The 17,112-nt window shown below is 50.1% G+C and carries 13 protein-coding genes; 9 read left to right on the plus strand and 4 right to left on the minus strand.

The window, feature by feature from the left end; all coding sequences use genetic code 11:
- Positions 1-29 precede the first annotated feature (29 nt).
- Together DUE52_RS18855 and lpdA are read right to left on the minus strand one after the other, a co-directional pair.
- Positions 30-1,715, minus strand: coding sequence for a hypothetical protein (locus DUE52_RS18855; RefSeq protein WP_114407587.1), 1,686 nt, complete (start codon positions 1,713-1,715; stop codon positions 30-32).
- Between the two features lie 215 nt (positions 1,716-1,930).
- Positions 1,931-3,331 carry a dihydrolipoyl dehydrogenase gene (gene lpdA / locus DUE52_RS18860; RefSeq protein WP_114407588.1) on the minus strand — a complete coding sequence of 467 codons (1,401 nt, stop codon included), beginning with the start codon at positions 3,329-3,331 and terminating at the stop codon, positions 1,931-1,933.
- Between the two features lie 185 nt (positions 3,332-3,516).
- Between lpdA and DUE52_RS18865 the strand changes: the two genes are divergently transcribed.
- From DUE52_RS18865 to DUE52_RS18875, 3 genes are all read left to right on the plus strand, one after another.
- A complete protein-coding gene (locus tag DUE52_RS18865) occupies positions 3,517-4,374 on the plus strand; it encodes an RpnC/YadD family protein (protein WP_114407589.1) in 858 nt (285 codons plus the stop codon).
- Between the two features lie 133 nt (positions 4,375-4,507).
- Positions 4,508-5,585 (plus strand): peptide chain release factor 2 gene (gene prfB / locus DUE52_RS18870; RefSeq protein ID WP_114407590.1). Its coding sequence is split into 2 segments (ribosomal slippage): positions 4,508-4,567 and positions 4,569-5,585, totalling 1,077 coding nucleotides; the frame shifts between segments, so codons are not numbered across the junction.
- Positions 5,586-5,660: 75 nt separating this feature from the next.
- The gene (locus DUE52_RS18875) at positions 5,661-6,419 is read left to right on the plus strand and encodes an alpha/beta fold hydrolase (RefSeq protein WP_114407591.1); all 759 of its coding nucleotides are present in this window, start codon (positions 5,661-5,663) and stop codon (positions 6,417-6,419) included.
- On the opposite strand, the gene DUE52_RS18880 is transcribed toward DUE52_RS18875, so the two are convergent.
- On the minus strand, positions 6,416-7,093 hold the full coding sequence (locus DUE52_RS18880) for a TVP38/TMEM64 family protein (protein ID WP_114407592.1): 678 nt from the start codon (positions 7,091-7,093) through the stop codon (positions 6,416-6,418). The two genes, DUE52_RS18875 and DUE52_RS18880, sit on opposite strands and share 4 nt — an antisense overlap.
- Before the next feature lie 66 nt (positions 7,094-7,159).
- On the opposite strand from DUE52_RS18880, the gene DUE52_RS18885 reads away from it, so the two are divergent.
- A complete protein-coding gene (locus DUE52_RS18885; protein WP_114407617.1) occupies positions 7,160-8,299 on the plus strand; it encodes a cystathionine gamma-synthase in 1,140 nt (379 codons plus the stop codon).
- 91 nt (positions 8,300-8,390) lie between these two features.
- Here DUE52_RS18885 and DUE52_RS18890 read toward each other — a convergent pair whose 3' ends face one another.
- A complete protein-coding gene (locus DUE52_RS18890; protein ID WP_114407593.1) occupies positions 8,391-10,772 on the minus strand; it encodes a TonB-dependent receptor in 2,382 nt (793 codons plus the stop codon).
- 360 nt (positions 10,773-11,132) lie between these two features.
- On the opposite strand from DUE52_RS18890, the gene DUE52_RS18895 reads away from it, so the two are divergent.
- From DUE52_RS18895 to mfd, 5 genes are all read left to right on the plus strand, one after another.
- Positions 11,133-12,074 carry a ring-cleaving dioxygenase gene (locus tag DUE52_RS18895; protein ID WP_114407594.1) on the plus strand — a complete coding sequence of 314 codons (942 nt, stop codon included), beginning with the start codon at positions 11,133-11,135 and terminating at the stop codon, positions 12,072-12,074.
- A 78-nt stretch (positions 12,075-12,152) separates the two neighbouring features.
- A complete protein-coding gene (locus DUE52_RS18900) occupies positions 12,153-12,818 on the plus strand; it encodes an alpha/beta hydrolase (protein WP_114407595.1) in 666 nt (221 codons plus the stop codon).
- Between the two features lie 13 nt (positions 12,819-12,831).
- Positions 12,832-13,128, plus strand: coding sequence for a muconolactone Delta-isomerase family protein (locus tag DUE52_RS18905; protein ID WP_114407596.1), 297 nt, complete (start codon positions 12,832-12,834; stop codon positions 13,126-13,128).
- A 31-nt stretch (positions 13,129-13,159) separates the two neighbouring features.
- Positions 13,160-13,597 carry a barstar family protein gene (locus DUE52_RS18910; protein ID WP_114407597.1) on the plus strand — a complete coding sequence of 146 codons (438 nt, stop codon included), beginning with the start codon at positions 13,160-13,162 and terminating at the stop codon, positions 13,595-13,597.
- 93 nt (positions 13,598-13,690) lie between these two features.
- Positions 13,691-17,044, plus strand: coding sequence for a transcription-repair coupling factor (gene mfd / locus DUE52_RS18915; RefSeq protein WP_114407618.1), 3,354 nt, complete (start codon positions 13,691-13,693; stop codon positions 17,042-17,044).
- Positions 17,045-17,112: the final 68 nt, after the last annotated feature.

A 17,112-nucleotide genomic window follows, 5' to 3' on the forward strand; every position in this document is an offset into this window, starting at 1 on the left:
CAAACCCTTTGCAGGAGGTGTGGATGTTATTAATTCGATACGCAGTTCCGAATCAACTGCCTGAACGCTTCGGCTACGTAGCGGCCTTTTTCAATGTCGCCAAGCTGAATTTTTACCGTGTGGACGTAGTCGGAAGGCTTTCCGTCTTTAAAGGTTTTCACCAGTTTTTCTTTGCCTTTGGTTACCAGACTGACGTAGACCGTTTTGCCGTCGACATCAAAGTTGGTGGCATCCGCATTCAGGTCTTTCAAAGCCAGGTCATAGACGAGTTCCGACACTTTCCGTCCGCCTTGTGCCACCGTCAGCTTCAGATCGCAGGTACCATTTTCGGCCGCCAGTGTATAAGTAACCGGCTCTTTTTCACCGGATTCCTTGGGAAGCTGCTGCGAAATCCAGTCCAGCCGGGCTTGTTGACCAGCCGTTGGCACGGGGCTTTTCCGGGATTGCGCACACACCTGAACGGCTTTCTCAAACGCCTGTGACATGTATCGGACGTTCTCCAGGTTGTCGGACGCCAGTTCGATTTCGGACACATAATTTTGACGAACACCGTTCTTGGTATACCCAATAAACCGGCGGTTGTCGCGCGTTTTCAGATCGATGGTGTAGAGTTCTTTATCGACACCCAGTTTGGCACCTTTCTCCGCCAGATCGGCCAGATTGAATTCATAGACTTCTTCGGTATTGTTTTTATTGTAGGTTTCGCGCCGGGTGTACGTACAGATGCAATCCGGTTTCAGGCTCTGCTCAATCGTGCGGTCGTTCGTTTTGGCCGGTTGGATGCTCGATTCCAGGTATTTCTGAGCAGCAGGCATCGCGGCAAAAACCGGCTTTTTTGATTCCAGTTGCTTGACAGCCAGCGGAATCAGCTTGCGCCAGGCGGCAGCCACATCCCGGATTTTGTCGGCATCGCCACTGATGATTTCAAACGTCTGAACGACGTTATCCAGTTTTCCGTCCTTCGCGTAGCCCATCAGCTTCTGTTTTTGCTGAACGACCAGCGACAGTTCAAATCGCTTGCCTTTTGATTCAATTTGCAGCCCTTCCAGCCCCAGATCACCGAGGTTAAACGAGAACGTTTCTGAAGAGGCCGATCCTTTTCCGCCCACTTCGCTCCGGCGGAAAACCGCCCGCAATGGATTATCAAAATCAAAGGTAAGCGCCTGTTCGTATTTGTCGGAACCGATGGCTTCGTTGCCAATGTTGGTTTTCAGCCACTGGCGCAAATCGTCCAGCGTCTCGGGCGTACGGGCGGGTTTATACGATTTTTCAGCCGCCAGAATCGCCTTTTTCAACGACTCGACGAGTGCTTTGGCAATGTCCGGATTATCGGCGTAGAGTTTAACGCGGTCGGTCAGGTTTTTCAACTCGCCGTTTTCGCTGTAGCGGACAAATTTGCGGTGTTGTTTGGTATCGGCCAAAACCGCAATCACGTCTCGTTCAACCTTATACGTTACCGTTGAGACATCCAGATCCGATAGATTCAGAAAATACGTATTTTCATCGCCTTTGCCTTTATCGCTGGTTTTGGTCACCGAAAACGTCGCCCGGTAGTTGGGTTGCGATGCTTCAATTTTCTGAATAAACTGCGCATTCCCGGTTTTGACGGGTTTCAATTGGGTGGATACGCCGGAAAGCGGCCCGGTCATGAGGTCTTGGGCATTGGCCGCGACACAAAAGGTGGCTGCCAACCAGAACAGTACTGGTTTTTTCATGAGTGTTTAGCGGTATTTGTTGTTGGTATACCGGTTTTATAAACCGTTCGACAAAGATAGGCGCGCGGGGACAGGCCGAAAGCAGACAAATCAGCAAACGGAAGTTCAGCACGTTCAACTGCACATTTTGCTGACTGAATCGTAAAACAGAAATGCCGCCGGGAACATCCTCCCGGCGGCATTTCTGTAAAAAACTAAAACTCTATTTTCCTGACTTAGAGGTGAATTGCTTCGCCGTAAGCCGCTTCCGTCGCATCCTTGATGGATTCCGAGATGGTCGGGTGGGGGTGAACTGCTTTCAGGATTTCATGCCCCGTGGTTTCCAACCGGCGGGCGACAACCACTTCAGCAATGATTTCAGTAACGTTATACCCGATGAAGTGAGCGCCCAACCACTCGCCGTATTTTTTATCGAAGATCACTTTCACAAAGCCTTCCGGCGCACCGGCGGCTTTGGCTTTTCCTGATGCCGACAACGGAAATTTTCCAACCAAAATGTCATAACCGGCTTCTTTGGCCGCAGCCTCCGTGTAGCCAACCGACGCGATTTCCGGCGTACAGTACGTACAACCCGGAATGTTGTTGTAGTTCATCGGCTCGACATGATCGAGACCGGCGATTTTTTCCACGCAAATGATGCCTTCCGCTGAGGCAACGTGCGCCAGCGCCTGACCTTTTGTACAGTCACCGATGGCGTAATAACCGTCCACATTCGTGCGGTAAAAGTCGTCCGTGGTAATTTTACCCCGTTCAGTTTTGATCCCGGTTTCTTCCAGACCGATGTTTTCGATGTTAGCCACCACACCAGCCGCCGACAGCACTACTTCCACATCGAACGTTTTTTCGCCATCCGGCGTCTTGACGTATACTTTGCTGAGTTTTCCGCTCGTATCGACTTTAGTTACTTCCGAGCTTGTATAAATATCAATGCCCAGTTTTTTGTAATTTTTAGCTAGTTCTTTCGAGATTTCCTCGTCTTCGACCGGCACAATGCGCGGCATAAATTCGACAATGGTCACTTTCGTGCCCATCGACGCGTAGACATAGGCAAACTCCACTCCAATAGCCCCTGAACCAATCACCAGCATCGATTCGGGTTGTTTTGTCAGTGACATCGCCTTGCGGTATTCGATCACCTTTTCACCATCGATCGGAACGGCGGGCAGGGCGCGGGCGCGGCCACCGGTGGCAATGATGATGTGTTTGGCTTCATATTCGGCGGTTTTACCGTCTTTATCCGTTACGTCGATTTTCTTACCCGGTTTTACTTTTCCATTACCGAGCAGAACATCGATTTTATTTTTCTTCATCAGGAAGGTAACGCCCTTGCTCATGGAATCGGCCACACCGCGGCTGCGTTGAATTACCGCACCAAAATCGGGTTTGGCTTCACCACTGATGGTAATACCGTATTTGTCCGCATGTTTGATGTATTCAAAAACCTGCGCGCTTTTCAACAAGGCTTTGGTTGGGATACAACCCCAGTTCAGGCAGATTCCACCCAGACTTTCGCGTTCGATAATGGCGGTTTTCATACCTAATTGCGACGCGCGAATAGCAGCTACGTAGCCTCCGGGGCCGCTGCCAAGAACAATTACATCATATTGTGATGCCATAATTTGCGGAATGTTAATGAATAGTAGAATGAACCGTAACTCTATCAGGGGAACGCAAAGTTAGTTTGAAAAGTTGATTTACCACCTACTTCTACTCCGTCCCGGTTTTCAATCCTTACCTATTCCCGCATTACTTTCCACAACCTTTCCCGTCTAAGGAGAAACCGCTTTGAAATCGTGCGTTCATGTCACAGGATTACGATAAGATTTTTCGGGAAAATCTGGCAACAATTATCTTACCTCTGGTTCGGAAAACCGTTGGCCTGAATCCGATAAGGCTCGAAAATCTGCCGGAAAAATTGCAGCGAACCGTCGAACGGATTCCCGACTTTTTAAAGAAAGTCGTCGATGTGGAGAATGATCCATACATTCTCCACATCGAGATTCAGACCACCGACACGCCGGATATGGTGTACCGGATGCTGGAATATGCCGCCATGATGCTGCGGAAGTACAAGTTACTGGTTCGGCAGTATGTGTTTTACATTGGTGAAGGCCACGCCCGAATGCCGGTTCAATTGGAAACCGGGACCTTGCGGTATCAATTCACACTCGTCAATCTGAGCGAAATTCCGTATCAGCAATTTATCAATTCCGAAAAACCGGAAGAACTGATTCTGACGATTTTAGCGGATTTTCAGCAGGAAAAACCGCGTGAGATTATCAGCCAGATTTTACTGAATTTACATCAGTTAGCGCCCGATCATCTCCAGTTGGGCAAATTCATCAGGCAGTTGGAAATCTTGTCCCAACTCCGTAATTTTAATTCAATCGTTTCAGAAGAAGCAGAAACCATGGCACACGGATTCGACATCACCATTGACCGGCTTTATATCAAAGGCCGGGAAGAAGGCATAAAAACCGGGATAAAAGAAGGTGTACGGGAAGGCATGGAGAATGGCGTTAAGATAGGCAAAGAACAGGCTCAACGGAAGTTGATTTTTTCTGCTCTTCGAAAAAATTTATTATCCACTGAACAGATCGCCGAACTACTCGATATTCCGATTGCCCTGGTCCTCGACGTCCAACAAAAAGGCATTTAACCGGTTTTATCTCCACAATGGGAAGCGGATGATTTCATCCGCTTTTTTGTTGCGTTCGGATAGCGGTTTGCAAAATCGTATCTTTGCAGGCTAATTACTGAGACATTCACCATTCAATTATTTTTTCACGCATATGACGACCGACCAATTAAAGGACGTGAGGGCCAGAGTAGAGGCCCTGAGGGGGTATCTTTGACTACGATAGCAAAAAAGAACAACTCGCTGATTTAGAAGACCGAACAACGCAACCGGAGTTCTGGCAGGACGCCGAAGGTGCCGAGAAAACCATGAAGCAGGTCCGCGCCCTGAAAGGCTGGACGGGCGGTTTTGAGCACGTCGACTCCTTAGTGGGCGACCTCGAAACGCTTTATGAATTCTACGAAGCCGGCGACGTTACGGAAGAAGAAGTTGACGCCGAGGGCGAAAAAGTAAAAGCCGCGCTCGACGATCTGGAGCTGAAGAAAATGCTCAGCAACGAGGAAGACCAGCTTAGTGCGGTGTTGGAAATCAACTCGGGCGCGGGCGGAACCGAAAGCCAGGACTGGGCCGATATGCTCTACCGAATGTACCTGATGTGGTCCGAAAAACACGGCTACAAGGTGAAACAGGTAGATTATCAGCCCGGCGACGGTGCCGGTATCAAGTCGGCGACGCTGGAAGTGGACGGCCCACTGGCCTACGGTTTCCTGAAATCGGAAAACGGCGTTCACCGGCTCGTGCGGATTTCGCCGTACGACGCCAACGCCCGTCGGCATACGTCGTTTGCTTCCGTTTACGCCTATCCGCTCATCGACGATTCGATTGAGATTGAAGTCAATCCGGCTGACATTGACTGGGATACGTTCCGGTCGGGTGGTGCTGGTGGTCAGAACGTTAACAAGGTCGAAACCGCCGTACGGCTGCGTCACCGGCCCTCGGGTCTGATCATCGAATGCCAGCAGGAGCGGAGCCAGTTGCAGAACAAGGAAGTGGCGATGCGGCTGTTGAAATCGAAACTGTACCAGATCGAAGTTGAAAAACGCAATGCGGCCCGCGCGGAAGTGGAAGCCAGCAAAAAGAAAATCGAGTGGGGCTCTCAAATCCGCAGTTACGTCCTCGACGACCGCCGGGTGAAAGATCACCGCACCGGTTATCAGACATCCAATACCGATGCGGTTTTGAACGGCAACCTGGACGAATTCATCAAAGCGTATCTGCTCATGCAGGATTAAGTCTTTTTGGTTCCAACACCTTGTCCCCGATAGGCTCTGGCTTGTCGGGGACAGTCGTTTATTGTATGTTTGGCCATGCTCCCGGTTTTCAAGCTGTCAAACGGCCCCGTTCCCTTATTGGCTTTCCACGGAATTGGTCAGGATCACCGGGCCTTTGAACCGCTGGCGCAGCAACTGGAAGGGCGGTATGCGGTTTATGCTTTCGATCTGTTTTTTCACGGTTCCCAACCTGCTCCGGTTTCTGACGATGTCCTGACCAAACAACGGTTTCAGGAAATCATTCAGGCTTTTCTGCATCAATACCAGATCGATCGCTTCGCCGTTTTGGGGTTCAGCATGGGCGGACGGTTTGCGCTGGCCGTTGCCGAGGCATTTCCTAAACACACAACCGAGTTGATTTTGCTGGCTCCCGATGGAATCACGCTCAGCCCCTGGTATCGCATCGCAACGAATACCGGTCTGGGTCGACAGCTTTTTCGGTATTTCCTGAAACACATGCCGCTTTTCCACCGGTTTGGGTTGTTTTTTTTAGCGCTGGGTCTTATCAATCGCAGTGTGTTGCGGTTCGCCGAAAGTACGCTTGCCACGCCGGAACAGCGGGAATCCGTGTATAATGCCTGGGTGTATTTCCGGAAATTACAGTTCAATCATCGAAAACTGAGCGAGATTTTGAATAATCACCCGGTACGCGTGCGTTTTTTTGCCGGACATTTTGATCAGGTGCTGCCAGTTTCATACATCAAACCCTTGAGCCGACGATTGCACGCGTACGAACTGATCGTTTTGAAAACCGGCCACAACCGGCTCCTCGAACGCGTAGGGAAGATTCTTTAACGGTTTAAGGCCCGATTCAGGACGACAAACAACCCAACAACCGATGCCAACAGCAGAATCCCAATGAGAAGCTGCGTTTCATTGCCGGCATTTGGATTTTCGACCAAAGCCCGGATTTCTTTGGCTTGCTTTGCCGTCCAGACCGCAATCAGGGTTCGTGGAATCATGCCCAGAAAACCGCCCAGCAAAATATTGTTCAACCGCGCACCCGACAGTGCAAACACCAGATTCGTTACGGCAAACGGCAAAACCGGTGATAGTTTCGTAAAAAATATCACCTTCAACTCCTGTTCCCGGATGCGCTCCAGTACGTTTTTGGCCTTGGGATTTTGCTCGATAAAATGCACGAACCGGTCCTGATCAAACCAGCTTACCAGTTTGTTGACCAGTAAGATACAAACCATATTGAGCGCAAAAAGCGGCAGCAAGGCATTCCAGCCCAGAAAATAACCAAAAATTAGCGCTAGAAAGGTCGGTGGCGTCAGGGCAAACGTCGACGTCAGGCAACAGGCGATGGTTAATAGCAGCCATTCCCAGCCGTTAAATTGAGCAACGGTTTCTTCGTTCGAAATGGTCAGATACGTCAGCGCCGAACTGAACAGGAGGGGGGCCACCGACAGGACCAATCCCGCCAGTGCTGGTCCCGAAAATGCTTTGAGTAGTACCGTCTTCACACACCAAACTTACAGCTTTTCATGGCAATGACTGGCACCGTTTCCAAAACCGTGTTACATTCGGGTATGAAATTCGCAACCAAAGCCATCCACGCCGGCATTGAACCGGACCCCACGACGGGCGCCATCATGACGCCCATTTATCAGACATCGACCTACGTACAGGAATCGCCGGGCAAGCACAAGGGCTATGAATATGCCCGGACGCAAAACCCGACGCGGACGGTTTTGCAAAACAACCTGGCCGCGCTGGAAAACGGCAAACACGGGATTTGTTACGCATCCGGTCTGGCAGCCACCGACGCCATTCTAAAGCTTTTTAAACCCGGCGACGAGATTATTGCCAGCAACGATCTCTACGGCGGTACCTACCGGATTATGGTGCGGGTTTTTCAGGAATACGGTATCAAGTTCACGTTTATCGGACTGGAGAATCCGTCAGCATTGGAGAGCGCTATTACGCCCAAAACGAAAATGGTCTGGATCGAAACGCCAACCAATCCACTGCTGCGAATCGTTGATATTCAAGCCATTGCCGCGATTACGAAAGCAAAAAACACGTTGCTGGTGGTCGATAATACGTTTGCGTCGCCGTATCTGCAAAACCCGCTGGACCAGGGCGCTGATATCGTGCTTCACTCGGTGACGAAATACCTCGGTGGTCATTCCGACACGGTGATGGGCGCAATTGTTCTGAACGATGATGAGATTGCGAAACGGCTGGAATTTATCCAGAATGCGTGTGGGGCCGTTCCGGGGCCGCAGGATTGCTTTCTGGTGCTGCGCGGCATTAAAACGCTGCACATCCGGATGCAGCGGCACTGCGAAAATGCGCTGCAAGTTGCCCGGTTTCTGAACCAGCATCCGAAAGTGAGTCAGGTGAATTATCCGGGGCTGGAAACCCATCCTCAGCACGAACTGGCGAAGAAGCAGATGCGCGGTTTTGGCGGGATGGTGTCCTTCGAACTCCACGGTGATTCGCTGCCGGAAGCCATCAAGGTGATGGAAAGTTTTAAGGTTTTTTCGCTGGGCGAATCGCTCGGGGGTGTCGAGTCACTTTGCACGCATCCGGCTTCGATGACGCACGCCAGCATTCCGAAAGAAGAACGGGCCAAGAACGGCTTGAAAGACACATTGATTCGGTTAAGTGTTGGTATTGAGGACGTTGATGATTTGATCGCGGATTTGAATCAGGCGATTGGGTGATGAATAGGAACGCGGATTTGGCGGATTGAACGGATTTTCACGGATAAAAAATCTGTTGTAATCCATTCAATCCACCAAATCCGCGTTCCCATCAAAACTTCATCCGAACTCCCGCCAGAAAATTCCGTCCGGCTTGCGGATAATAGAAGTTTTCCGTCACGGTTTTCCCTTCCGAAATGTAGCTGAACGTGTAGCCGTTCGACTCATACAACTCACTCAGAACGTTATTCAGCAAAAATGAAAACGAAAGTTCGTTCATCCCTTTGGGCTTGACGGTGTAAATAAACCGCAGATCATTCACAAAATAGGCCTCCAGTTGGCGGTTTTCGTTGGATGTATTGTCAAGATATTGCTTCCCGACGTATTTCGATAACAACCCGATTTCCAGCCCTTTCGCGGGCGTATACAGCAATTGCGAACCCACGATGGTATTCGGCGCGAAGGCAATGTCGGTGTTTGCATACTGATTTACTTTCTGCTCGCCGGTATCGTAATTGTCCAGAAACTCCGTAAATGTTTTGACTTTGTTCTGGCTGAAAGTCGCGTTGACGTTCCAGCGCAGGTTTTTTGCCAGGGCCGTTCCCGCTTCCAGCTCAATGCCGACGCGGTAACTGTTCGGCACGTTGACCCGGTTTTGGGCACCTACATCGTTGAGTTGGCCGGTCAGAATTAGCTCATTTTTGTATTTCATGTAATACAGATTGGCCGAAAAAGCCAGCCGCTGGGTTTGCAGTTTGTACCCCGCTTCCCAGTCATTCAATGCCTCCGCTTTCGGGCGGCTGGCCGGTGTCGATTGCGTGTAGTCATTGCGGTTGGGTTCCCGGTGACCAACACCGTAGGAAACATACACCGTGCTGCGGTCGTTCAGGGCGTACGTAATACCGGCTTTCGGGTTGAAAAAGCTCAAATTGGCGTCCTGCTGCACATTTCGTAGTTGATTGTCGAAGCCTAAAAACGAGTAACCAACCGTTCGCACCTGCAAATCGACAAAAGCGTTTAGTTTTGACGTAAACTGATAGTAGGCCTTCCCGTACAGATTAAAATCGGTTTTGGTGGCATCGTTGTCGTAATACCGGTGCCGGATGTTGCCCGTGCTGGCAAACCGCGCCCAGATGACCTCGCCGTAATGTTTGCCCCGGTATTGATTCCAGCCCCCGCCGATGTGGGCCGTGAGTTTCCCGAAACTGTTGTAATCCAGCGAAAAAACCGCCCCGTAAAAGTCATTGTCCAGCCAGCGACGGCGGATCAAATCCGTTCGGCTGATGGTCGAATCACGGATCACAATCGACGGCAAACCATAGTCGGCCAGTTCATTGTCGGCCCGGTATTGCTCATAATAGCCCCGGCCCTGCGTGTAGTGTAACGACGCATTCAAACGCCAGTTCCGGCTCAGTTCGTGCGAGCTAATCAACTGGTAATGATCCTGCTGATAATTGTCCACTTCGTTGTCGTAGGTGTAGGAATTATACGTACGATTGGTTTTCAGCAAGCTTTCGGGAATACCATTCCAGGATTGGTACGTCTTTTCTGTCCCGGAAAAGACATTCAGCCGCACGAAGCTTTTTTTGCCGTACCAGCCCCCTGAAAGGTAAAACGATTTCAGATTGGACGACGCGCGATCGACAAAACCGTCGGAAACAATGCGGGAAAGCCGGGCGTCTACCACAAAATGGTTGTTAAGTAGCCCTGAACCGGCTTTTACCGTCGTTTTCAACGTATTGAATGAACCGCCCGAAACATCTACTTCGCCATAGGGATTTTTCTCAAAACTATTGGTTTGCACATTGACCGACGCCCCAAAAGCCCCCGCGCCGTTGGTCGATGTGCCGACGCCCCGCTGAATCTGAATGCTGCTGACCGATGAAGCCAGATCCGGCATATTGACCCAAAACGTCCCCTGCGATTCGGCATCGTTGTATGGTATTCCATTAACGGTGACGTTAATCCGCGTCGCATCCGAACCCCGAATCCGAAAACCGGTGTAGCCCACGCCCGCGCCCGCGTCGGAGGTCGTAACCAGCGATGGCGTGAAATTGAGCAGCAGCGGAATGTCCTGACCCAGATTCTGTTTGTTGAGGTCCCGCGCCGAAACGTTCGTGTAGGCAATCGCTGACTTCTGATTGGCCCGCGTGGCACTAACCACCACCTCATCGATGGCAACGGCGGTTTTGGTGAGCGATACGGCGATCTCAGCATCCCGATTCAGTTCGACGGCTTGCAAAACCGGCTCATAACCCAGCAGGGAAACACGAAGCTGGAGTGAACCCGGTTTGAGATTGGTCAGACGAAAAGCACCACTGGCGTCGGCATAGGTACCTTTGTACGTGCCTTCGACCGCAATGGCAGCTCCGGGTAAGATTCCACCGTCGGCATCGCTGACTCTTCCTGAAATGGAGAATTGGGCCCAGGCGGGCAGGCATGACAGAACCAATAACGCTGTCACACCAACAAGATAGGTCGTAACTTTTTTCATGTTGTATGAAAAGTTTACGATAGGCAAGGGGCCAACCTACCTTTTGGTTGTTTGGATGATAAATTAAATTGTGCGGTCGAGCCACTCTGGCCCTATCCGCAGATCCGTTCCCTTCGCCGGCATTACCCGGTGCAGGTTCAATGGGTATAATCTCAGCCCGTTGTATTAAGGCACCCCTTATTAAGATTAGCGACGCAAAGGTAATGCATAAAAGCGGTCATGCTGACAAAATAGGCATCTTTACACTTTTATTTAAAACCAGTGAACTCAAATCCCAGTTTAAATGTATATACATTAAATGTAACAACATTTAAAAAACTCAAACCAAAACGAATTACTTTAATTAACTGATATTCAATTATGGAAACGCTCGTCAATGGGTTACACCACGTCACCGCTCTCGCCGGAGAAGCCCAACGCAATGTTGATTTTTACACCCATATTTTGGGTTTACGACTGGTCAAAAAAACCATCAATTTCGATGCTCCGGATGTATATCACCTGTATTACGGTGACGAAACCGGGTCGCCGGGCAGCATTCTGACCTTTTTCCCGTACGGAAAAAACATTCACCGCGGACGCAAGGGCGGGGGACAACTGACCTACACCGCGTTTTCCATTCCAGCCGCGTCGTTGACTTACTGGATCAACCGGTTGAATGAATTCAATATTGCGCATACCGAACCGCTGCAACGGTTTAACGAAACGTATCTGCGGTTTGAAGATTTCGACGGCATGGGCATCGAACTGGTTGCCAATGACGCTGATCAAAGGCCGGGCTGGTCGAACGGTTTTATTCCCGCTGAACACGCCGTAAAAGGGTTCCACACCGTTACGCTGAACGAGTTTCGGATCGACGACACGGTAAAATTATTAACCGAATCACTCGGCCACACGTTGGTATCGGAAGAAGCCGGACGGTTCCGGTTCCAGGCAGGTAAAGGCGGTTCCGGCAATTACGTCGACGTGCAGCATTCACCGAATGATGTTCGGGGACAACAGGGCGGAGGCTCGGTTCACCACGTGGCTTTCTCGACGGATACGGACGAATCACAACTCGTTCTCCAGCATCAGCTTCTGGAAGCCGGGTATCAGGTGACGCCCGTTCAGGATCGGAATTATTTCCACAGCATTTATTTCCGCGAACCGGGCGGTATTTTATTCGAAGTTGCCACCAATCCTCCGGGCTTCTCGGTTGATGAACCGGTTGCGGAATTGGGTAAAACGCTTAAATTGCCGGAGTGGTACGAACCCCGTCGCGCTAAAATCGAAGCGGCTTTACCGAAAATCGAAGTGAAGTAATTGCTTTTCCCATCCGGTTTTGTCATTTCAGTCCTTCCGATTGACCTGGCAAAACCGGAATAATCCGTAGAAGTTGCTATGATACACAATCCGAATAATTTCGTAACCGCCGGGAAACCGCTGGAAAAGGCCACCAAAGTCATGGTTATGATCCACGGTCGGGGAGCGCCGGCGCGGGATATTTTGTCGTTGTCGAGCCACATCGACGACAAGGAATTTGCCTTTATTGCGCCCCAGGCCAGCCAGAATACGTGGTATCCGTATTCGTTTTTGAGTCCTCTCGAACAAAACGAACCGTATTTGTCTTCGGCACTTCAGGTTTTAAGCAGTCTACGGGCGCGGCTGCAATCCGATTATAATTTCAAAACGCCCCAGATTTTCTGGCTGGGCTTTTCGCAGGGCGCCTGTCTGGCGCTCGAATACGTGGCCCGCAACGCAATGCCGTACGGGGGCGTCTTTGGTTTGAGCGGTGGTTTGATCGGCCCTCCGGGAACACCCCGGCTGTATGAAGGTGAACTGGAAGAAACGCCGGTTTTTCTGGGTTGCAGCGATATTGACCCACACATCCCGAAAGAACGCGTGATTGAGTCGGAAGGTGTGTTCCGGTCGATGGGCGCAGAGGTCAAGATGAAATTATATCCAAATTTTCCGCATTCGGTCAACGAAGATGAGCTAAAGATTGTTAATCAATTGATTGCCGGTTCGCCAACGTCCGGTGCCACCATTCGAGAGTTGTACACCTAAAACTACCACCGCTATGAGCCAGTTTATGGTAGAATTTGATCTTCCGGTCGACATGACGGAGGAATTTACGGTAAAAATCCCGCTCCAGCGACTGAAAGTAAATGAGTTGATGGAAAGCGGGAAACTGCTGTCCTATGCCTTGTCGCTCGACCGTCAGAAACTGTGGTGCGTGGTGAAAGCGCAGACGGAATTTGATGTGATGGCAATCATTTCGGAATTCCCGTTGATCAGCTATATGGACCCGACCATTACGGAACTGATGTTCAACAATATCGTTTCGTTACGAATGCCCTTGTTTTCGCTGAATTGACTATTTTTGCCTTCTCATCTTCCGCTTATTCATGGCAAATTTTAGAGTCGTTCAATCGGATTCGGACCTAAAACCGTACGCTGCTTTTCGGGTGGCTCGAATCGACGGCCAGAAGGCCCAGACGTTCAAAGCATTTTACGAGCAAATGGCCCGCGAACTCAAATTCCCGGATTATTTTGAATTCAACCTGGAATCCCTGGATGAATTACTGAACGATCTGGACTGGCTGGATGACGACAAAATTGCGCTGTACATCACCCATTCGGATGCTTTTCTGTCGCAGGAAAAAAATGAAGCGCGCAAGGTGGAATTGCTGAACGTTCTGGACGTGGCCGCCGAAGACTGGAAATGGGTCGATGAAGAAGAAGAGGGCGTTACGCCCCGCGAGCTGGTGATTTTGTTTCAACCTGGCGACGCGTTCACTGCGCTGTTGGATAAAGAAGATTTTGCGTACGACCGCGCCGTTTAAATTTGCAACCAAAACCGTTCACACACGGTTAATCAGTTGCTGTGTGCCGCATGGAAATTTCGCTCCCTGCGGCTTTTGGCATTTTATTTTTCTATGAAAGTAGCCGATTTAATCACTTTATATACCGAAGATAGTTTCATCAAAATCATTGGTGAACAATTCCGACAGCCGCATACGACAGAACCTTCGCGCATTCAACTGAAAGGCATTACCGGTAGCCTGGATGCCGTGCTGGCCGCGTCGATTTACCGCACAAATCCCTCCACGTTTCTGTTCATTTTAAGCGACCGGGAAGAAGCGTCGTATTTCTACAATGACCTGCAAAATATTCTGGGTCAGGAAGTTCTATTTTTTCCGATGTCGTATAAAAAACCGTATCAATACGAGGAAATCGAAAATGCCAATGTGCTGATGCGGGCGGAAGTGCTGAATAAACTCAATTCGGAGGCCAAAGAAAATGCCGTTGTCGTTACCTATCCGGAAGCGCTATCAGAAAAAGTAATCAACAAACGGTCGTTGCGGGCCAATACGCTGTCGGTCCAAACCGGCGATAAACTGGATGCCAATTTCATCAATGAACTGCTGAACAGTTATGATTTCGAGAAAACCGACTTTGTATACGAAGCCGGTCAATTCTCCATTCGCGGGGGAATTATCGACGTCTTTTCGTTTGCCAGCGAGTTTCCATACCGGATCGAACTCTTTGGCGATGAGATCGAAAGCATCCGGTTGTTTAATCCCGAAAGTCAGCTTTCCACCGATCCCGTAAGCCGTATCAGCATTATTCCCAACATCGAAAACAAGCTGACGCACGAAAGCCGGGAGCCGTTTCTGGAGTTTTTTCCGGAAACCGCCACGCTCTGGTTCAAGGATGTGGAACTCACGCTTGAAATCATTGAGAAGAGTTTTGAAAAAGCGGAAGAGAGCCTGGCCAGCCTGGTGGGTGCCAAGGGCGCGATCAAAATTGTTTCCGACCCGAATACCTTGTTTGAAACCCGGCGCGGTTTTCTGAATCAGATCAAGCCGTTTCGGACGGTGGAGTTTGGCCGCCGGTTTTATTTTAAATCCGACGACAAACTCACCTACGCTTCCAAAGCCCAGCCGTCGTTCAACAAAGATTTCAAGCGACTGGTCGAAAACCTGGCCGAAAACCAGTCGAAAGGCTACACCAACATCATCGCGGCTGAGTCGTATAAACAGCACGAACGCTTAAAAACGATTTTTGAAGAACTCGATCCGTTTCTCAAATTTCAGGCCTTAGGGATTTCGCTGAAAGAAGGATTTGTGGACGAGCAGACGAAAATCGTCTGTTATACCGACCACCAGATTTTTGACCGGTATTACAAATACCGCGTTCGCGATAAATTCTCCAAATCGAAAGCCCTCACGCTGCGCGAACTGAAAACGCTGCAACCCGGCGATTACGTCACGCACGTCGACCACGGCATCGGGCGGTTTGCGGGGCTGGAAAAAGTGGATGTCGGCGGTCGAGAACAGGAAGCGATCCGGCTCATTTACCGCGATAACGACATTTTGCTGGTCAGCATTCACAGCCTGCACAAGATTGCTAAATACACTGGCAAGGAAGGTACGCCACCGGTGATGAGCAAATTGGGTTCGCAGGAGTGGGATCTGAAAAAATCGCGGGTCAAGAAGCAGGTCAAAGACATTGCCAAAGAACTGATTGCCTTGTATGCCAAACGCCGACAAGCCCCCGGTTTTGCGTTTTCGCCCGACAGTTTTCTGCAAGCCGAGCTGGAATCGTCGTTTATTTACGAGGATACGCCCGATCAGGCCAAAGCGACGGCGGACGTGAAAGTTGATATGGAACAGTCACACCCGATGGATCGGCTGGTGTGCGGTGATGTCGGTTTTGGCAAAACCGAAGTGGCGATTCGGGCGGCTTTCAAAGCCGTTACGGACAATAAACAGGTGGCGGTTTTGGTGCCGACGACCATTCTGGCCATGCAACACCACAATACTTTCCGCGAGCGGCTGGCCGATTTCCCGGTTAAAATCGAATACATCAACCGGTTTCGAACGGCGGCACAAATCAAGGAAACGCTGAAACGGGTGGCTTCAGGCGAAACCGGCATTCTGATCGGAACGCACCGGATCGTGAATAAAGACATCAAATTCAAGGATTTAGGGTTGCTGGTTATCGATGAAGAGCAAAAGTTCGGCGTCAAAACAAAGGATCGGCTGAAAGAAATGCGGGTCGATGTTGACGTGCTAACGCTGACGGCGACGCCGATTCCCCGAACGCTGCACTTTTCGCTCATGGGTGCGCGCGATCTTTCGGTGATTGCGACACCACCGCCCAACCGCCAGCCGGTGACGACCGAAGTACACACGTTTAGTGAAGCCGTCATCCGCGACGCCGTTAGCTATGAAGTTCGGCGGGGTGGTCAGGTATTTTTTGTTCACAACCGGGTGAGCGACATCGAGTCGATGGCCAATCTGATCATGCGGCTGGTGCCCGACGCCCGCGTGTCGGTGGCCCACGGCCAGATGGAAGGCGACCGGCTGGAACGGGTGATGACCCGGTTTATCGAGGGGGAAAATGACGTGCTGGTTTCGACAAACATCATCGAATCCGGTCTGGATATTCCGAATGCCAACACCATCATTATCAACCAGGCGCACATGTTTGGTTTGTCGGATTTACACCAGATGCGCGGCAGGGTGGGGCGTTCCAACAAAAAAGCGTTCTGTTACCTGATGACGCCCCCGGTTTCGGTGATCACGACGGATGCCCGGAAACGGCTGCAAACGCTCGAAGATTTTTCGGAATTGGGCGAAGGTTTTAAAATTGCGATGCGTGACCTCGACATCCGGGGTGCCGGAAATCTGCTGGGTGCCGAACAGAGCGGTTTTGTGAATGACCTCGGTTTTGAAATGTACCACAAGATTCTGGACGAAGCCGTTCAGGAACTGAAAGAAACCGAGTTCAAAAACCTGTTTATGCCCAATGACGAAACGCTGAAAAGTCTGTTGCCGGACACGCTCATCGAAACGGATTTGCAAGTGTTGATTCCCGAACGATACGTAGCCAATATCTCGGAGCGTCTGTCGTTGTATAATCAGTTGGATAACATTCAAAACCAGACGGAACTGTCGAGTTTTCAGCGATCTATCGCCGACCGGTTTGGCCCGATGCCGGAAGAAGTCGAGAATCTGATTAAATTGGTGATGGTTCGCTGGAAAGCCGAGCGTTTGCAGCTTGAAAAATTGACACTAAAAAATAATATCATGAAGGGAACCTTCGTTTCTTCTGGGAATGACGCTTTCTTCAACTCCGGGCAGTTTGGCAAAGTAATTGATTATGTCAAGAAAAATTCGGCAACCTGCTCATTAAAAGACTTTAAAGGAAAATTGATTTTTACGCAACGAGACGTAAATGCAGTCGATCAGATGGATGATGTGTTGAGCCAGATGGTAGAGTGATGGTCGGAAATTAAAAGATCTGGCTGTTTGTAATCGTGAAAGTTTCCTGACAAACTGTAATTTTGAAA

The sequence above is a fragment of the Larkinella punicea genome (assembly GCF_003334855.1).
In the GTDB taxonomy this organism is placed as follows: Bacteria; Bacteroidota; Bacteroidia; order Cytophagales; family Spirosomataceae; genus Larkinella; species Larkinella punicea.